This is a genomic window from Microcoleus sp. N3A4 (genome assembly GCF_036701805.1).
GTDB lineage: Bacteria > Cyanobacteriota > Cyanobacteriia > Cyanobacteriales > Microcoleaceae > Microcoleus.
Genome location: NZ_JAUBRJ010000023.1, coordinates 72189 through 88976, shown reverse-complemented (window position 1 = coordinate 88976; position 16788 = coordinate 72189). Strand labels below are relative to the sequence as shown.

General features: G+C 46.4%; 14 protein-coding genes. 6 read left to right on the top strand and 8 right to left on the bottom strand.

All coding sequences use genetic code 11. The annotated features are described in order from the left end of the window. Window positions 1–59 precede the first annotated feature (59 nt). Entirely contained in the window at window positions 60–413 is a 354-nt protein-coding gene (locus QUA56_RS15655) for a DUF1257 domain-containing protein (protein WP_006635781.1), read from the top strand. Window positions 414–525: 112 nt separating this feature from the next. Here QUA56_RS15655 and QUA56_RS15650 read toward each other — a convergent pair whose 3' ends face one another. From QUA56_RS15650 to QUA56_RS15615, 8 genes are all read right to left on the bottom strand, one after another. Next, the gene (locus tag QUA56_RS15650) at window positions 526–882 is read right to left on the bottom strand and encodes a glycosyltransferase family 4 protein (protein ID WP_333359100.1); all 357 of its coding nucleotides are present in this window, start codon (window positions 880–882) and stop codon (window positions 526–528) included. Then, complete coding sequence (locus QUA56_RS15645; protein ID WP_333359133.1) at window positions 846–1034, bottom strand: hypothetical protein; 189 nt, start codon at window positions 1032–1034, stop codon at window positions 846–848. Before QUA56_RS15645 ends, QUA56_RS15650 begins: the two co-directional genes overlap by 37 nt. 20 nt (window positions 1035–1054) lie before the next feature. Next, window positions 1055–1549, bottom strand: a complete 495-nt coding sequence (locus QUA56_RS15640) for a hypothetical protein (protein ID WP_333359098.1) — start codon at window positions 1547–1549, stop codon at window positions 1055–1057. Window positions 1550–1805: 256 nt separating this feature from the next. Continuing rightward, complete coding sequence (locus QUA56_RS15635) at window positions 1806–3101, bottom strand: glycosyltransferase family 4 protein (RefSeq protein ID WP_333359095.1); 1296 nt, start codon at window positions 3099–3101, stop codon at window positions 1806–1808. A gap of 189 nt (window positions 3102–3290) precedes the next feature. Beyond that, window positions 3291–4328 (bottom strand): glycosyltransferase family 2 protein, encoded by a 1038-nt coding sequence (locus QUA56_RS15630; protein ID WP_333359093.1) that lies wholly within the window; start codon window positions 4326–4328, stop codon window positions 3291–3293. Window positions 4329–4419: 91 nt separating this feature from the next. After that, on the bottom strand, window positions 4420–5001 hold the full coding sequence (locus QUA56_RS15625) for a serine acetyltransferase (protein ID WP_333359091.1): 582 nt from the start codon (window positions 4999–5001) through the stop codon (window positions 4420–4422). 193 nt (window positions 5002–5194) lie between these two features. Continuing rightward, window positions 5195–6181 carry a glycosyltransferase family 2 protein gene (locus QUA56_RS15620; RefSeq protein WP_333359089.1) on the bottom strand — a complete coding sequence of 329 codons (987 nt, stop codon included), beginning with the start codon at window positions 6179–6181 and terminating at the stop codon, window positions 5195–5197. A gap of 142 nt (window positions 6182–6323) precedes the next feature. Continuing rightward, on the bottom strand, window positions 6324–7241 hold the full coding sequence (locus tag QUA56_RS15615; RefSeq protein WP_333359087.1) for a histone deacetylase: 918 nt from the start codon (window positions 7239–7241) through the stop codon (window positions 6324–6326). 80 nt (window positions 7242–7321) lie between these two features. On the opposite strand from QUA56_RS15615, the gene QUA56_RS15610 reads away from it, so the two are divergent. The 5 genes from QUA56_RS15610 to QUA56_RS15590 all read left to right on the top strand — a co-directional run bounded on the left by QUA56_RS15610 (window position 7322) and on the right by QUA56_RS15590 (window position 16645). Further along, window positions 7322–7831, top strand: a complete 510-nt coding sequence (locus QUA56_RS15610) for a hypothetical protein (protein ID WP_333359085.1) — start codon at window positions 7322–7324, stop codon at window positions 7829–7831. 660 nt (window positions 7832–8491) lie between these two features. Continuing rightward, window positions 8492–13225 carry a PAS domain S-box protein gene (locus QUA56_RS15605; RefSeq protein ID WP_333359083.1) on the top strand — a complete coding sequence of 1578 codons (4734 nt, stop codon included), beginning with the start codon at window positions 8492–8494 and terminating at the stop codon, window positions 13223–13225. After that, entirely contained in the window at window positions 13173–15200 is a 2028-nt protein-coding gene (locus QUA56_RS15600) for an adenylate/guanylate cyclase domain-containing protein (RefSeq protein WP_333359081.1), read from the top strand. The genes QUA56_RS15605 and QUA56_RS15600 overlap by 53 nt, the downstream gene beginning before the upstream one ends. A gap of 18 nt (window positions 15201–15218) precedes the next feature. Continuing rightward, the gene (locus QUA56_RS15595) at window positions 15219–15512 is read left to right on the top strand and encodes a hypothetical protein (protein ID WP_333359079.1); all 294 of its coding nucleotides are present in this window, start codon (window positions 15219–15221) and stop codon (window positions 15510–15512) included. A gap of 242 nt (window positions 15513–15754) precedes the next feature. Beyond that, on the top strand, window positions 15755–16645 hold the full coding sequence (locus QUA56_RS15590; protein WP_333359077.1) for an alpha/beta fold hydrolase: 891 nt from the start codon (window positions 15755–15757) through the stop codon (window positions 16643–16645). Window positions 16646–16788: the final 143 nt, after the last annotated feature.

Here is a 16788-nt window from a genome sequence, read left to right as displayed (position 1 = left end):
GGCACCGTTAAATCCAGACCGTTGTTGTTTCTCTCTCAGTTTTATTAGGAGGAAATCCAATGTCTCACTTTAGCACTCTGCGTACCAAAATCACCGATGCCGAAATCCTGAAAGCTTCCCTGCGCGACTTGGGCATTTCAGTCAAGTCAGAAGCTGATGTTCGTGGCTATAACGGTCAGCGCGTTCGCTCCGACATCGTGGCGATTCTGGAAGGCGAATACGACCTGGGTTGGTCTCGCAATAGCGATGGTTCCTTTGATCTGATTGCCGACCTCTGGGGCGTCGCCAAAAAGCACAATCAAACTGAGTTAATCAACTCCATCAACCAGAAGTACGCCGTTAACAAGACCTTGGCAGCAGTCAAGCAGCGCGGTTTGCAAAACGCCAACGTTAAGCTGGTAGTGCAAAACTAATTGATCTGCGCGTTTCCAAGCTTGCGGGTTAACCTAATACGGGTTAACCCGTTTTTTGTTGGGAGATTTTTTACAGTCCCCATACTCTGCTCAGTCTACCTGGGAAACCTAGCTAATGGAAGCTGGAATCGTCGATCGTCTGTTGATAAATTTCAAGTATTCGATCGACTTTGCGTTCCCAGTCAAAATGCTCCCGAACGCGCGAGCGTCCAGCGCTACCCATACTCTGCCGCAACTCCGGCGACTGGGCGAGCTTCAGCATAGCGTCAGTTAGTCCCTGGACAAAGCTTTCTCTGGAATCTGGTTCTACTAAAATACCGCAAGTGGAATCGATATAATCGCTCGTGCCGCCCCAGTTCGTTGCTATGACCGGCAGCCCCACGGCCATTGCTTCCAAAACCACGGCTACCCCCGGCTCTCGCAAACTCGGCATCACCATTGCATCAGTTGTTGCAGTTTGATAGCGCACTGTTGCTGAGACAGCCAGCCACTAAATAGGACGCTATCATCGATCGCCAAACGAGCTGTTTGAGCTTCTAGTTGCTCTCGCATCTTCCCATCACCGATGATTTCCAAAACTGCATCGGTTTGAGCAACAACGGCTGCAAAGGCTTCTAGCAGTAAGTCTACACCCTTCCAGTCTACCAGCCTCCCCCCAAGAACACAAAATGAACTTGCCGGTTGGGTTCCTTAGATACGGTAGATTCCGATCGCCACACGGAGAAATCCACGCCGTTTTCCACAAGCTGAATAACTTTACCGCCCACTCCAGCCGGAAGTGCCTGTGAAGTGCGATCGTTTGCCACTAACAGTGTCTCGGCTTTGATTTTACCGGGAAAAAGATGATTGAAGAAATCGACGCACTGGTGACCGATCGCGATTAAAATATCAATGGTAGGATTTTGGCGCGATCGAAATGCGGTAGGAAATTTAACATCTGCGTTCAGCGGCCCCATCACTACGGGCACGCCCAATCCGAACATCAACGAAGGGAATTTTGCGGATACTGGTGTCGGCTCGTGCACGATTTCAATCTCGTGTTTGCTCACCAGATTTCGGACAATCCGGCGCTGAATCGTTTGGGTGTACAGGTGACTCAGCAGCCCTAAAGTAGGTAGATTTACCCTGGCTGGCAACAACTGCCCACATTACTCATCAGTTTGTGCAGCCAAGTGTCGGGTACGAAGTGCATTCGATCGCAATCTTCAGGAAACAGCGCTTCGAGTTGAGCCTGTGCGCGCGTGAACTACTAACCATGTTTTTATTTGGCGCGATCGATCGAAGTATCCTGAAGTAGTTCAGCGGTAGCAATGCTTCGCCACCAAATTTACTTGAAGCATTCTGAGCAACTATTACAATTCGCATCACTTTTTTACCTACTAAAGCCGTTTATTAGTGAGATAGAGCTGCTTGTTTCTCGGCGATCATTTTATGATAAATTTCAATAATCTTTTCTGCCTTGCCATCCCATTCAAATTCTCGGGCTTTTTCCATCGACTTAGCAGACATTCTTTGCCGCAACTCATCATCTTCGACCAGAAGTTTTATTTTGTTAGTTAATTCTTGAGTGAGATACTCTCTAGACTTTGGTTCGATCCTAAAACCTGTTTCTTCAGTTACATACTCGCCGATACCGCCGTTGTTGGGGACAATGCAAGGCAAGCCGCAGGCCATCGCTTCCATCACCACTGCCCCGCCAAACTCCCTGATCGAAGGAAAGCAAAAAATATCCGCCTGCCTGTAATATTCAACTGTTTCTTCTTGACTTACCCAACCCGCAAACTTGACTTTTTCTCCTAATTCAAGTTCCCGTACTTGAGCTTCTAAAGAGTTTCTTTCTTGCCCGTCACCTACTATGGTTAAGTGAACTTTCTCTTTAACGCTTGGCTCTAATCTACTAACTGCTTCTATGAGAATGTCCGCACATTTGTAAGGAACTAACCGAGCTACAAACAGTAAATTTATCCGACTGTTATTGGTGATTTTTTTTGTTTCTGTTAAAAAGCTGCTGGCAATGCCGTTTTCATAAAACAGTTCTATGCGATTGTCGGGAATAGCAAACAAATCTTTGACCAAATTCAAAGTATATGTCGAACCTGCTAAAATTTTATCGGCTTTTTTATAAGTTTCCTTGTAGCCTGGGATTAACGCTCGACCAATGGCTCGGAAAAAGTTTAAGTAAGCGAATTCCTGTTTCGCTATTTCTTCAAACCCAGCGGGAAAAGGAACCCCTCCGTTAACCGGTCCGATCGCTACAGGAGTGCGATCGCAAGCTTGCACAATTGTGAAAGGGTATCGCGGCTGCATGGGAGTTATGGCATGAACTAAATCGTAATCTCCTTTCTGAATGCCCTCTTTGAAAGTTTTATAAACTTTACGGTCGAATTCTGCATAAACTGGATAGCCTAAAACATTAGCTAAAGGCCAGTTATTTTTGCCTTTCATTGTCAGGGTGTTTACCACCATAGAAAAGTATTTTTTTGTTAGCTCGCTTTCGGCTATATAAGTAATCTTAGGGTGTTCTTTTAACTTTGACAGGGGAGTTTTATTTCTTTCGTGGGTAACAAGAGTTACATCGGCCAGTTTGCTAATTGCTTGGAAAAATTTGTAACCTACCAAAGGTACAGATGCCGCCTCGGGGTTGCACTGCTCTACAATTAATAAAACTTTTAATTTTTGGTTGTTCATTGGTTGGATGCCTTTGTTGATCGATCGATATTTGTAAGTTGAGTTTTGAAAAAATTGCTCGATCGCCTGCGGTTTTTTTGAGGTGCGGGCGTCGGCTGTAGAGGTTGGGGGAAAAACCCGCCTCTACACCAACACAGGAGTACAGGGGAGAAGTTGCAGAAAAAACAAGTTAAATGGATGGTGGCTAACCTACTTAGTGGACTTAGCACTAATTCTAACTTGCTCAATTGATGGGTTGGATGTCTTGTATTCGATCAAGTTGCTGCGCTGTCCCAGCAATCGGCGCTGGTGAAACTGAATCTGACCTTGCAACTGGGGAAATCTGCCGATCGCGCAAGATATAGCATAAAGCGCAGCATCCTTGGCTGGCAAATTCCCTTGCTGCTGCATCCGGCGGTAAATTCGGTAAGTAAGTACCGGGTAGCCGGCCAGCAACCACAGACTCCACCCGTGGGTGAACCAGGCTGCACTCAATGCTAGCACTGGCAAAACGAAGCCCCAGAACCAGATGCGGAGCGTGTCTTTCACCCAGTGGCGTTCGGGGGTGTTCCCGTGCAGCCAGGAACCTTCGGCGTAGGCGTGACCTGCTCTTTGAGAGCGCTTCCACCACTGGTCAAAACCTGTCATTTGGGCGTCGTGCAGGGTCATTTCTGCATCTAATCGCTCGATTTTCCAACCGTTTTGGCGCAGCCTCACGCAGAGTTCGGGTTCTTCGCCGGCAATGAGTGCGGGGTTGAAGCCGCCGACTTGCTCGAATGCGGAGACTCGCATCATGGAGTCGCCGCCGCAGGCTTTGGCTTCGCCGATGGGGGTGTCCCACTCGATGTCGCACAGTCGGTTGTATGCTGTGGCATCGGGGTACCGCTCGCGGCGGCGTCCGCACACTACAGCTAATTCTGGTTTGGCTGTGAGTTCTTGCTGGGCGCGATCGAGCCACCCCTCAACTAATTCGCAGTCGCCGTCTACGAATTGGACAAATTCGATGTCTGGGGCTAATTGCAGCAAGCGGGCAAATCCTTCATTTCTGGCGCGTGCTGCGGTAAAGGGTGTAGATAAGTCGAGTTCAACTGTATCGCAGCCGATCGACCGGGCTAATTCCAAGCTGCCGTCTGTTGAGCCGGAATCGACATAAACCACCAGAGCTACTTTTCCGATCGCCGATCGCAAGCACGCTCCGAGACGATCGCCTTCGTTCCGCCCGATAGCAACCAATCCAACTTGTTTCAAAGTTTACCTCTGGAATTCAAAGCCGAACGCAAAAAGTTTGATTAATCTTAATTATCTCGATCCGATGACGATCGTATCATCAAAAATCGCTCTAATCATGTTCGCGATCTTTGGTAGATTTCAGAATCTTGGCGGGGATGCCGACGGCTGTTTGACCCGCTGGCACATCTGACAAGACAACAGCGTTGGCACCAATGTTTGCGCCGTCTCCCAAACAGACGCCGCCGAGAATTTTTGCACCTGCACCGACGTTGACTCGCGCTCCCAATTTCGGAGATTCTAAGGGGCGATCGAGATAGCGATTTCCCAAAGTTACACCTTGGCGGATGATGCTGTCGTCGCCAATAGTACAGTAGCCGTGAATCACGATCGCCCCTTGATGTTCCACAATTACCCGGCGGCCGAGTTTAACGGTGTAGGGCAAGTCTATCCCGTAAGTATTGCGGATTTTTCGGTAGAGCGATCGATACAGAATGCTCAACGGAGCCCGCAGCAGTTTGGGTTCTACCTGCATCCTCCAGACGCCGAACCTTTGAACTGCTACAGCCCTAAATCCCGGTTTTGTCCAGTCGCGTCCGTGAGCGTTCCAGTCTTCTTTTATTTGTTGCCAAAGTCCCAATTCTGGGGTTTCTATTTGATTGGCAGTTTCTGTGAGTTCCGGCTGCGCTACCATAATTTATTCCCGTTTTTTTTTACCGCAGAAACAAGAAGGAAGAAGCAATCTTCCGCAATAATTTCAGCAATTAAGAATGTCTTAAACGCCGTGTGCGGTTGCTTTATCTTATTTTATATTCCCCCAAATATTCTAGTGCCATTTATGTCTTTTCCCGTACAAAATTCGGTTTTTTCTTGTTGGTTCATTGAGATCAACCTCCTTTAAAAAATACGCTGTTGGACATGAAATCGCTGAGCATATTGGGCGGATCTGTGTCCGGCTTCCGCTGAACTACCCGCCGCATTCTCCAAAAAACAAAACCGGAAGCCCAGAATAAATCGGCTAATGCTGTGTACAACCAACCGTAGTTTTTGACAAAGTACCGGCGCCGGGAATCGTACCAGTATTGCGGCAGTCGCTTAGTCCGAGGTTTAAAGTTATTGACGCCGGAACTTTGCCCGACGAGGTGCACGACTCGGCTTTCAGGTACGTACCAGCAACTCCAGCCACCTTTGTTAGCTTGCAGGCAAAAGTCCATTTCTTCGTAATACATGAAATATACTTCGTCCAGCAAGCCAACTGCTTCAAATACTTGGCGGCGGACGATCGCGCTGGCCCCTGCTACCCAGTCTGTTTGGCAGGTTTCTTGGGGGACTGGAGGAGCTACTGCCCACCTTGCTAGTAGTTTTGATACGATCCCGAGCCGCCAGCCGAAATCGAACTCGCTGGCTAGGGTGTGAAACCGAAACGCTGACTGCTGGGGAGTACCGTCGGGATCTTCCAAGCGGCTGCCCGCGATGCCGGCTTCGGGATGAGTGTCCATGAAATCGACGAGGGCTTTTAAGGCACCGGGGCGAACTACGGTATCTGGGTTGAGCAGCAGGAAGTAAGGGGGGGGATTGGTGGATTGTAGGGCGGGACGGATCAGGGCGTTGTTGCCGAAGGCAAATCCGCCGTTGCGGTCTAGGGGAACGAAGGATGCCCATTCGCTCCAGCCTTCTGAGGCGATCGCGGCTGGTATTTCTTCGGTAGAACTGTCGCCTGAAGCATTGTCGCCAACTACAACCCGCATACCGGGCAGCGATTGAACTTCGCTAACTAAAGAGCGCAAGCAGTCAATTGTCAAACTAGAGGTTCGGTAGTTAACAATGACAACCAGCAGTGGATACGGGTGATTGGGCTCGCTGGCATTGGACATAAGTGCGGTTGTTTGTTTAACAACTTTTTAGCTCAAGTTGTACCGATCTGGCAAGCAGGAGCGATCGCTAACAGTATTTTTAGTGGTTTGGGTGGGGGAGACTGTTTTTTGTGCCATATTTCGGAAGTCTCGCCGCTCTGGATCAAAGTCGATACTGCCTGTAGGCTTGACTTGCAGCTCGGTGCAGCAGCGAATGTCGGTAAACTAAGCCCTTGGCGTCATCAGAATAGCCGCCGCCAATCACGCAGGCAACGGGATAGCCGCCAGCCAAACACGCAGTCAAAACTTGCATTTCCCGGCGAAATAAGCCCGTATCAGTTAAAGCTAATTTTCCCAGTTTGTCGCCCTGATGAGTATCTACTCCGGCATCGTACAAAACTAAATCTGGCTTGACATTTGACAGCAAATCTGGTAAGAATTTATCCAATGTTTGTAAATATTCGTCGTCCTCCATGCCGACAGACAAAGGTACATCTAAATCGCCCTTTTGTTTAGTGCCGGGAAAATTGACTTCGCAGTGCATCGAGAAAGTAAAAACGCTGCCGTCATCTTGGAAAATTACGGCGGTTCCGTCTCCTTGGTGTACATCTAAATCGACAATTAAAACTTTGCGAACCAAACCACTTTTTTGCAAGACGCGAGAGGCGATCGCCAAATCATTAAAAATACAAAAACCCGACCCAAAAGCAGGGAAGGCGTGATGAGTTCCGCCGGCAGTATTGCAAGCCAAACCGCAGTCTAAAGCGAGCTTGGCAGTTAGTACCGTCCCTGCAACTGCAGTGCAAGTGCGGTTAGCAAGGGCTCGACTCCAAGGTAGACCAATTCGTCTCTGAGCTTTGTCATCGAGCGTTCCGTTGCAGTAAGCTTGAACGTAGCGGTGGTCGTGGACTAATTCAATCCATTCTTGAGGGGGAAGTTCGGGAGCGTGAAATTGCGATTTATCTGCTACCCCGTCCGCGAGCAGCATCTGGTAAAGCATCCGGAACTTTGCCATCGGGAAGCGGTGATCCGGTGGCAGGGGTGCAACGTAATTTTCGTGGTAAATAATTGGTAAGTCCATTAAGATTATTGTATAACGAATGAATCTCCAATGGAAAGCCTGCAATCTCAAATTTAAATTCTTAGGAGAACCTGTATTATATGCAACCATTAAAAACAGTCTGGCAGTCCGGCAGCACCGACCCCGAAAATGCTGACAATCTCGATAATATCAGTCAGTGGTGGGGAAACCTCAACGGCAAAGAAATTAGCTGGGTACAGCGACTGATTCCGCAAATCGGCGGTCTGAGCGAAATTCACTGGCACCCGCAGCGTTTTGACGAAACATTTGTGATAGTCAATCCCCAAATTCGCGAGGAAACTCTCTATTGGTACAAAGCCGATTTTCCTATCCAACGTAACAACACTGTTCAAAAATTAGAACTAGACAACCTGCAACAGCAATTGTACATCTATCCTCAGTTGGAATCCGAATTGGTAATTCGCATTGGATTTCCCGAAGTTAAATATCAAACACTTGAATTAAACAATCCTGAAATCGCCTTGGGGGAAGATAATATTCTGCTGCTGTGGGAGGCTGACCAAGAACTGGAAATTAAAATCTCGCTCACCAATGAAAATATTGCCAAACTTAAGGAATTGCTGGCCTAGAAAGACCGAGAAAAGGATTTATACGGCAGGCTTTGGGTGCGGGTTGATGGATTTATAGTCTTAGTTATCTATAATTATCTTAAGACTTATGGGCGGGTGCGTCGAAACCGGGTTTTTTCACAACAATACTTCGTTGCTGCAGGCGAGCCAGAGTAAAAAACCCGGTTTCTTCACCTCGGGGTGCGTCCCAGTCTCTATCTCTGCTAAAACTCTTTGAAAGTAGCAGCAGAATGTCAAGAAGCTTGCGTTATCCTCCTGGGACTTTTAATGCTGAAGTCAAGCAAAAAACAGTCCAGGGCGCATCAACCGAGTTGTACGAAAATACTTCGCCGCAGCCCTTGAACAGAGTTAAAAAACCCGGTTTCTTTGGTCTGGAGTGCCTAATTCATGATTTTTTTTCGGTGGAGTTAATTTTTGCAGCGAATAATCGGATTTGTTTTTGCAATATAAATACGGTCAAAATGCGGTTGATTTGAGTTGTAAAATTAAGACAAACAGCCAATAAGTTGGAGGAATAAAAGATGCGTTAGTCTAGGGGCTAATATCTCAAATTAATCCTCTGTTTGCTGAGGTTGAAAAGGTTTGATGAATGTTTTTAGCTGGAAGATAATTGCTAGATTTATTAAATCATTAATCTGCTGCTAACACTAAAAAATCATAATGGCAAGACAAAAAATGGCGATCGAAAAAGAAAGTATTAACATTTTAATTATTGATGACCAGCCCAACAACCTCCGGTTTCTATCAAATATTTTGACCAAAGAAGGGTATAAAGTTCAGCGGGCGATTTCGGGAGAAATGGCGGTAAAGGCTAAGTTTACCGTTCTCCCAGACTTGATTTTGCTAGATATTGCGATGCCTAAAATGAACGGCTACGAAGTCTGTGAAAGACTGAAAGGTAACAAAAAGACTCGGGAAATTCCGGTGATATTCTTAAGCGTTTTTAATGAAACTTTTCACAAAGTCAAAGCTTTTGAAGTCGGCGGTGTTGACTACATTACTAAGCCTTTTAAAGTCGAAGAAGTTTTAGTGCGGATCGAAAGTCAATTGACTATACAACAGCTATCGAAACAATTAAAACAGCAAAATGCCCAACTGCAACGAGAGGTAGAATTTCGCAAGCGGACAGAACAAGCACTCCGAGAAAGCAAAGCGCTGTTGCAGAAATTGGCGGTCAATATACCGGGAGTTATTTATCAATTTATAAAAAATCCCGATGGAAGTTTCAAATTTGAATATATCAGTTATGCTTGTCGGGAGATTTACGAATTAGAGAGTGAGGAGATATTTAAAAATCCTGACTTGTGCTTCGAGCAAAATCATCCAGACGACCGACAATATCTGGAAGAAAAACTTGCCGCTAGCGCTCGAAGTTTAGAAGCTTTTGCCTTTGAATGGCGGATTGTTACACCGTCGGGTAAACTCAAATGGCTGCAATCTAATTCTCGACCAGAAATGCGCGATAATGGCGATATTGTTTGGTATGGCGTACTTTTTGATATCAGCGATCGCAAGCAAGCAGAAATAGAAATGGCAGGAGCTAAAGCTGCTTTAGAACGGCAAGTTCAGCGAGAATTGCTGATTGCAAAAATAACTAAAGAAATTCGATCGAGCTTGCAGCCAGAAAAAATATTTCAAATAGCTGCAACTCAAATCGGTCTGACATTCTGCGTCAATCGGTGTTTGATTCATACTTACGTTACTACTCCCCAAGTCGATATTCCTCTGGCGGCCGAGTATCTCGAACCCGAGTGCGAATCTATTTGGAACGTACCCATTCCACTTTGGGGCAATCCTCACGTCGTACAAATGATGATACAAGATATGGCGATCGCTTCCAACAATGTTTACTCAGACCCTCTTTTGCAAGCGGTTCAACCGATTTGTCACAAGGTTGGGTTGAAATCGATGCTGGCAATTCGCACTTCCTACCAAGGCAGGGCAAACGGCGCTATCTGCTTGCACCAGTGCGATCGCTACCGGGAATGGACGTGCGATGAAATCGACTTGTTAGAAGCTGTGGCGGCTCAAGTAGGGATTGCGATCGCTCAAGCTAAACTGATCGATCGAGAAAAAAACCGGCTTGTGCAGCTCGATCGGCAAAATAAATTGCTGCAGGCAGAAATTCGCACCCGCATCTGCGCTGAGCAAGCTCTGCAAGAATCTGAAGCAGAATTGCGGGCGATTTTTGCCGCCATGACTGACACAGTTTTAGTGAGAAATGCTGAAGGGCGCTGCATCAAAATCGCCCCGACAGGAACGGCGATTTTGGTGAAACCTCCAAGCGAAATGATTAACAGAACTGCTCACGAAGTCTTGCCGGAACCTGTGGCAGATTCGGTATTAAATGCCATCCAACAAGTTCTGAAAACGAAGCAAAGCATGAATGTTGAATATAACTTTACAGTCGGAGATCGCGAAGTTTGCCTCGATGCTAAAGTTTCTCCGCTTTCTCCAGAATCAGTGATTATCGTAGCGCGAGATATTAGCGACCGCAAAAAAACAGAATCTGCACTCCGAGAAAGCCAGCACTTCATTCAGGCGATCGCCGATTCCAATCCCAACCTATTGTACGTTTACGATTTAATTGAAAAACGGAATGTCTACAGCAACCGACAAATAGCGGCGATGCTCGGATACAGCGCCCAAGAAATACAAGATATGGGTACAGCAGTGATGCCAACGCTGCTCAACCCCGACGATTTGCCAGAGTATTTTCAAAACGTCAAAAAAGTGGAGCAAGCCAAAGACGGCGATGTCATTGAGTTTCAATACCGGATGCGGCACAAAAACGGTGAATGGCGCTGGATGCACAGTTGGGATACAGTGTTTCTCAGAACAACTGATGGTAAACCCAAACAAATTCTCGGTACCGCTAATGACATTACTGACAGCAAATTAGCGGCAGAGAAACTGCTAGCATCGCAGCAAAGAATTTCCTTTTTATTGCAGCAAACGCCGATCGCAGTTATCGAGTTAAACCTCAATTTAGAAATTATCACTTGGAATCCCGCGGCCGTTGCTATTTTTGGCTACAGCGAGCAAGAAGCGAAAGGGAGAGTCGCCTCCGATTTGATCGTACCTGAAAGCTACCACCAGCAAGTATCTGAGATTTTCAATCACGGCTTGAACGCCAAATCCAGCGGCACTTCCGAAAATCTGACCAAAGACGGCAGAATTATCATCTGCGAGTGGTACAATACTCAGCTAATTGACGATAACGGTACAGCGATCGGCATTGCTTTAATGGCTGTAGATATTACCGAACGCAAGCAAGCAGAAACCAAACTGCAAGAAAGTGCTTTACGACAAAGAGCGATCGCCCGCATCATTGAAAGAATGCGGCAGACTTTAGATATCCGAGAAATTTTTTACGCCACAACCCGAGAATTGCGCCAAACCATGAAGTGCGATCGAGTCGCCATTTACCGTTTCAATCCAGACTGGAGTGGCGAATTTGTAGCCGAATCGCTTGACCGCAAGTGGGTTTCTTTCATCCAAGCACAAGAACTCGATTCTAACCTTACTGAAGGCACTTTAGACAACGAACTTTGCCGCGTCCAAAAATTAGATAGCACTTCACAAGAAGTCCACGATACCTATTTGCAAGAAACTCAAGGCGGAGTTTACAGCCGAGGTAGAACTTACCTTTGTGTTCCAGACATTTACAAGCAAGGCTTCGATAATTGTTACATCAAATTGCTAGAAACATTTCAAGCTAAATCATACATTATTGTGCCTATTTTCTGCGGTAAAAATCTCTGGGGATTACTAGCATCTTATCAAAATTCAGCTCCCCGCCAGTGGAGCGAAGCTGAAATCAACGTTGCAGTTGATGTAGGGACTCAGCTAGGAGTTGCTTTACAGCAAGCGGAATTGCTCGCCCGCACTCAAAGGCAGTCAATGGAACTGATGAAATCCAAAGAAAACGCCGAAGTTGCCAACCGCGCCAAAAGCCAATTTCTCGCTTCCATGAGCCACGAACTCCGCACGCCTCTCAACGCCATTCTCGGTTTTTCTCAAGTCATGGCTCGCAACAGTTTTATCACAGAAGAACAAAAAGAATACATAGAAATTATCAACCGCAGCGGCGAACATTTGCTGGAACTCATCAATGATGTTTTGTCAATGTCCAAAATAGAAGCAGGTCAAATTACCATCAATGAAAGCCGCTTCAATCTCTACAGCCTTCTCAACAGTCTCAAAGAAATGCTGCAACTAAAAGCCAACTCAAAAGGTTTGCACCTAATCTTTGAAAAAACCGAGGATTTGCCGCAGTACATTCAAACAGACGAAGCAAAATTGCGGCAAGTTTTAATTAACCTGCTCGGCAATGCGATTAAATTCACTCAGCACGGTACCGTTACTTTGCGCGTCAGCAGCCAAGCTGAAAAGAACGCCACAGAAGAAAACAAATCCCAATTGTATTTTGAAATTGCCGATACTGGCCCCGGCATTTCTCCCTCGGAAATCTCCACATTATTCAAGCCATTCGTACAAACCGAAACTGGCAGACAATCCATGCAGGGAACTGGTCTCGGATTGCCGATCAGCCAACAGTTTGTCCAGATTATGGGAGGTGATATTGCTGTTGAAAGTCAACTCGATAAAGGCACAACTTTCAGCTTTAATATCTACGTTAAATTAGTAACACAAAGTGACGAACAAGAAACATCGGCGGTTAAACAAGTTATTGCTCTAGAAGCCGGACAACAAACTTATCGAATATTAATAGTTGAAGATGTCGTGGAAAATCGGCAACTGCTGCTTAAGCTCCTCGTACCGCTGGGATTTGAAGTCCGCGAAGCAACTAACGGTCAAGAAGCAATTGCTTTGCAGTCAACTTGGAAGCCGCACCTAATCTTAATGGATATGCTGATGCCAGTGATGGATGGGTACGCAGCGACAAGACATATCAAGCAAACTCCAGAAGGTCGAGAAACAATAATTATTGCCCTGACTGCCAGTGCTTTTGACGAGCAGCGGTACATAATTTTGTCGGCTGGTTGTAACGATTTGATCTGTAAACCGTTTCGAGAAGAGGTACTCTTTGAAAAGATAGCGTATCACCTGAAACTGCGTTATATTTATAAGGAAGAAAACTCATCTACTTCTTTTTGTGCACCGACACTGCTTCAAAGTTTGACTACCGAGGATTTGAGTGTAATGCCCGCAGACTGGGTGGTCGAATTGTACCGAGCAGCAATGTGCGTTGACGACAACCGCATCCTCGAACTCATTGATGAAATTCCCGAAACTGAGGCAAATCTCGCTAACGCTTTAACAGATTTAGTCGATAATTTTCGGATAGATATCATTATCGATTTAACTCAATTATATTATGATGAACGACCATCCATTACCAGCGACTCCCAGAGATATTCTGATCGTTGACGATATGCCGGACAATTTGCGACTTTTATCGACTATGCTAACATCTTACGGGTATCAAGTCAGGAAGGCTATTAACGGAAAACTGGCTCTGCAAGGGGCAGACATATCTCCTCCCGATCTAATTTTACTAGATATTAATATGCCGAAAATGAACGGATATGAAGTTTGTGAGAAGTTAAAATTAAGTGAAAAAACTAAAGATATTCCGGTAATTTTTATTAGTGCGCTAGATGACGTGCTGGAAAAAGTCAAAGCTTTTCAAGTAGGAGGAGTAGATTATATTACTAAGCCTTTTCAAGTAGAAGAAGTCTTGGTTCGCGTCCAAAACCAACTTTCCCTTCGTTCGCTGCAATCGAAACTGCAACAGCAAGCTAGAGAACTGCACGATCGCAATTCTAGATTGCAGGAAGAAATCGCAGAACGGCAGCAGGCTGAAGAATCAATCCGGTTTTTGCTGGAAACTACGCGGGCGATCGGCGAAGCTGTAGACTTTCACTCAGCTTTAGAAGCAATTCTGCACCAAGTTGGCGAAACCATCGGATGGGATGTAGGAGAAGCTTGGATTCCCGATGCAGAAGGAACTTTCCTGCAATCTGCCCGGGGGTGGTATGCCAGCAACGCCAGCATGGAATCGTTCCGCAGCCAAAGCGAACAACTGACATTTCCTATGAATATAGGGCTGCCGGGACGAGTTTGGGCATCTAAGCAACCGGAATGGGTAGAAGATATTGCCAGGGGCTACCCGCATTTTCTCCGAAGTCAAATAGCACTAGAACTCGGATTCAAAGCGGGTTTTGGGATACCGATTTTGGTAGGCGATGAAGTATTGGCAGTGCTAGTTTTCTTTAAAATTTCATCTTGTCGGAAAGACGCGCGATTTATAGACGTTTTTAATGCGGTCGGCACTCAATTAGGTTCTTTGATTCAGCGCAAACAAGCAGAAGAATTGCTGCGTATTGCTGAAGAAAGATATCACAGCATTGTAGAAAATGCGATGGAAGGCATTTTTCAAAGCACGCCTTCAGGAGGTTATATCAGCGCTAATCCAGCTTTGGCAAAATTGTACGGTTACGACTCCCCAGAAGAACTGATGTCCTGCATTAAAAATATTTCTCAGCAACTGTACGTTGACCCGCAACGCCGCCTCGAATTCGTGGCTGCTATGGATGTGGACAAGGCCGTTTCGGGATTTGAATCTATGGTATGCCGCAAGGACGGATGCCGGATTTGGATATCAGAAAATGTTCGGTCTGTTCGGGATTCAAAAGGTGTGTTAATGTACTATGAGGGTACTGTTTCTGACATTACAGAGCGGAAATTAGCGCAAGAAGAGCTGAAAATTCAACAGGAACAAAGCGAGAAGTTGCTGTTAAATATTTTACCCAAACCAATAGCAGAACGCTTGAAGGCGGAGCAAACTACAATTGCTGACAGTTTTGCCGAAGTAAGTGTTTTATTTGCGGATATTGTTGGCTTTACTGAGTTGTCTGCTAGAATGTCTCCCAGGGAATTGGTAAAACGCTTAAACGTGATTTTTTCCCACTTCGACCAGTTAGCTGAAAAGTACGGTGTGGAGAAAATAAAGACTATTGGCGATGCTTACATGGTAGTCGGGGGATTGCCTACGCCGAGACATGACCACGCCGAGGCGATCGCCCAAATGGCCCTGGGAATGCAGGCAAAAATAGCAAAGTTGTCCGCCGAGACAGGGGAAAAACTGGCAATTCGCGTCGGCATCAATTCCGGGCCGGTAGTTGCGGGAGTGATTGGTGTGAGCAAGTTCACCTATGATTTGTGGGGAGATACGGTGAATGTAGCGGCGAGGATGGAAGCTACGGGTTTTGCAGGCAGCATTCAAGTTACTGATGTTACTTATCAGCTTTTAAAAGATAAGTATTTGTTTGAGAGGCGAGGATTAATTCCAGTAAAAGGTAAGGGGGATATGATGACTTATTGGTTGCTACAAAACAAGTAAAAATTGGGAATGGGGATTTTGAAGGAAGAAGAAAGAAGGAAGAAGGAAGATACTGTAGGTTGGGTTGAGGAACGAAACCCAACACGGGTGCATCTCACATTTGTAAATGTATACGAGATAATAATGGTTTCCGGCGCTGTTCTTGGTATTTCTGCAAAACTGAGATGCACCCATTGGGAGGAAGAAGGAAGAAGCAATAAGGAAGAAGGAGCAAGAAAGAAGGAGCAAGAAAGAAGGAGCAAGAAAGAAGGAGCAAGAAAGAAGGAAGTATGTTTATTTAACCTGATATCTTGCACCATTCTCCAGAGTTGAATGTTCTTGTTGCCCGTTGCTCCTAGGGCGTGTTTTCTTGCCTCTTCTGTAGGTTGGGTTAAGCGTAGCGCACCCTCCGCAACGCTTGGCCCAACAAATCTACGAAAAATGTTGGGTTTCGTTCCTCAACCCAACCTACAATTTAAGGCAATTCAGGGGAGAGAAAACACGCCCTAGCCCGGCCGGGAACGGGATTGTGCTGCTATGATGAAAGTAGTTAACGAAAATTTACATTAACAGTCGTGACAGCACAACAATTAGTATCTGCAACGAGTTTTGAAAAGCTAATTTGGACTTGGAAAGGTCACAAAATCCAATATACCGTCCAAGGAACCGGTCGCCCTCTGATCTTGATTCACGGATTTGGGGCTTCGATCGGACATTGGCGGCAAAATATCCCCGCACTCGCGGCGGGTGGCTATCGCGTATTTGCGCTGGACTTGCTGGGATTCGGCGCTTCCGCCAAACCTGCCCTAGATTACACTCTGGAATTGTGGGAAGAATTGCTGACAGATTTCTCGGCGGATCTGGTACAGGAACCGGCTGTATTTGTCGGGAATTCGATCGGCGCTTTGCTGAGTTTGATGGTAGTCGCCAACCATCCAGAAATATCAGCAGGCGGAGTCTTAATCAACTGTGCCGGCGGGCTCAACCACCGGCCCGACGAACTGAATTTCCCGCTGCGAATAGTGATGGGGACTTTTACTAAATTAGTTCGATCGCCCCTGATCGGCCCGTTTGTCTTCAACAACATCCGCCAAAAACACCGCATCCGCAACACCCTGCGCCAAGTCTACAGAAACCCCGAAGCCATCACCGACGAACTCGTAGAACTCCTCCACGCCCCCTCCTGCGAGCCGGGAGCTCAACAGGTGTTTGCCTCGATTCTCACGGCCCCAGCAGGCCCTCAACCGTCAGAATTGCTGCCCAAAGTCGATCGTCCGTTATTGGTACTTTGGGGCGCAGACGACCCCTGGACGCCGATCGCCGGCAGCCAAATTTATCAACAATTGGCCGCCAACGGTAAACCAGTGAAATTTGTTTCAATTCCCAACACGGGCCACTGTCCCCACGACGAGCGGCCGAGTGAAGTCAACGCTCTGATTTTGGACTGGCTGCTGGAATTGAAGTAAAATTTTTCTGCTCGATCCAATCGCGGGACGATCCATCAAAACTCTTACATTGCAAAGGTTCTGCCTCGCTCCACCGCAGCCGCATCCGAGCTTCTGCCGACTCCAAAAAAAACTTTTGTAAAAAGCATTGACACAATCTAGCG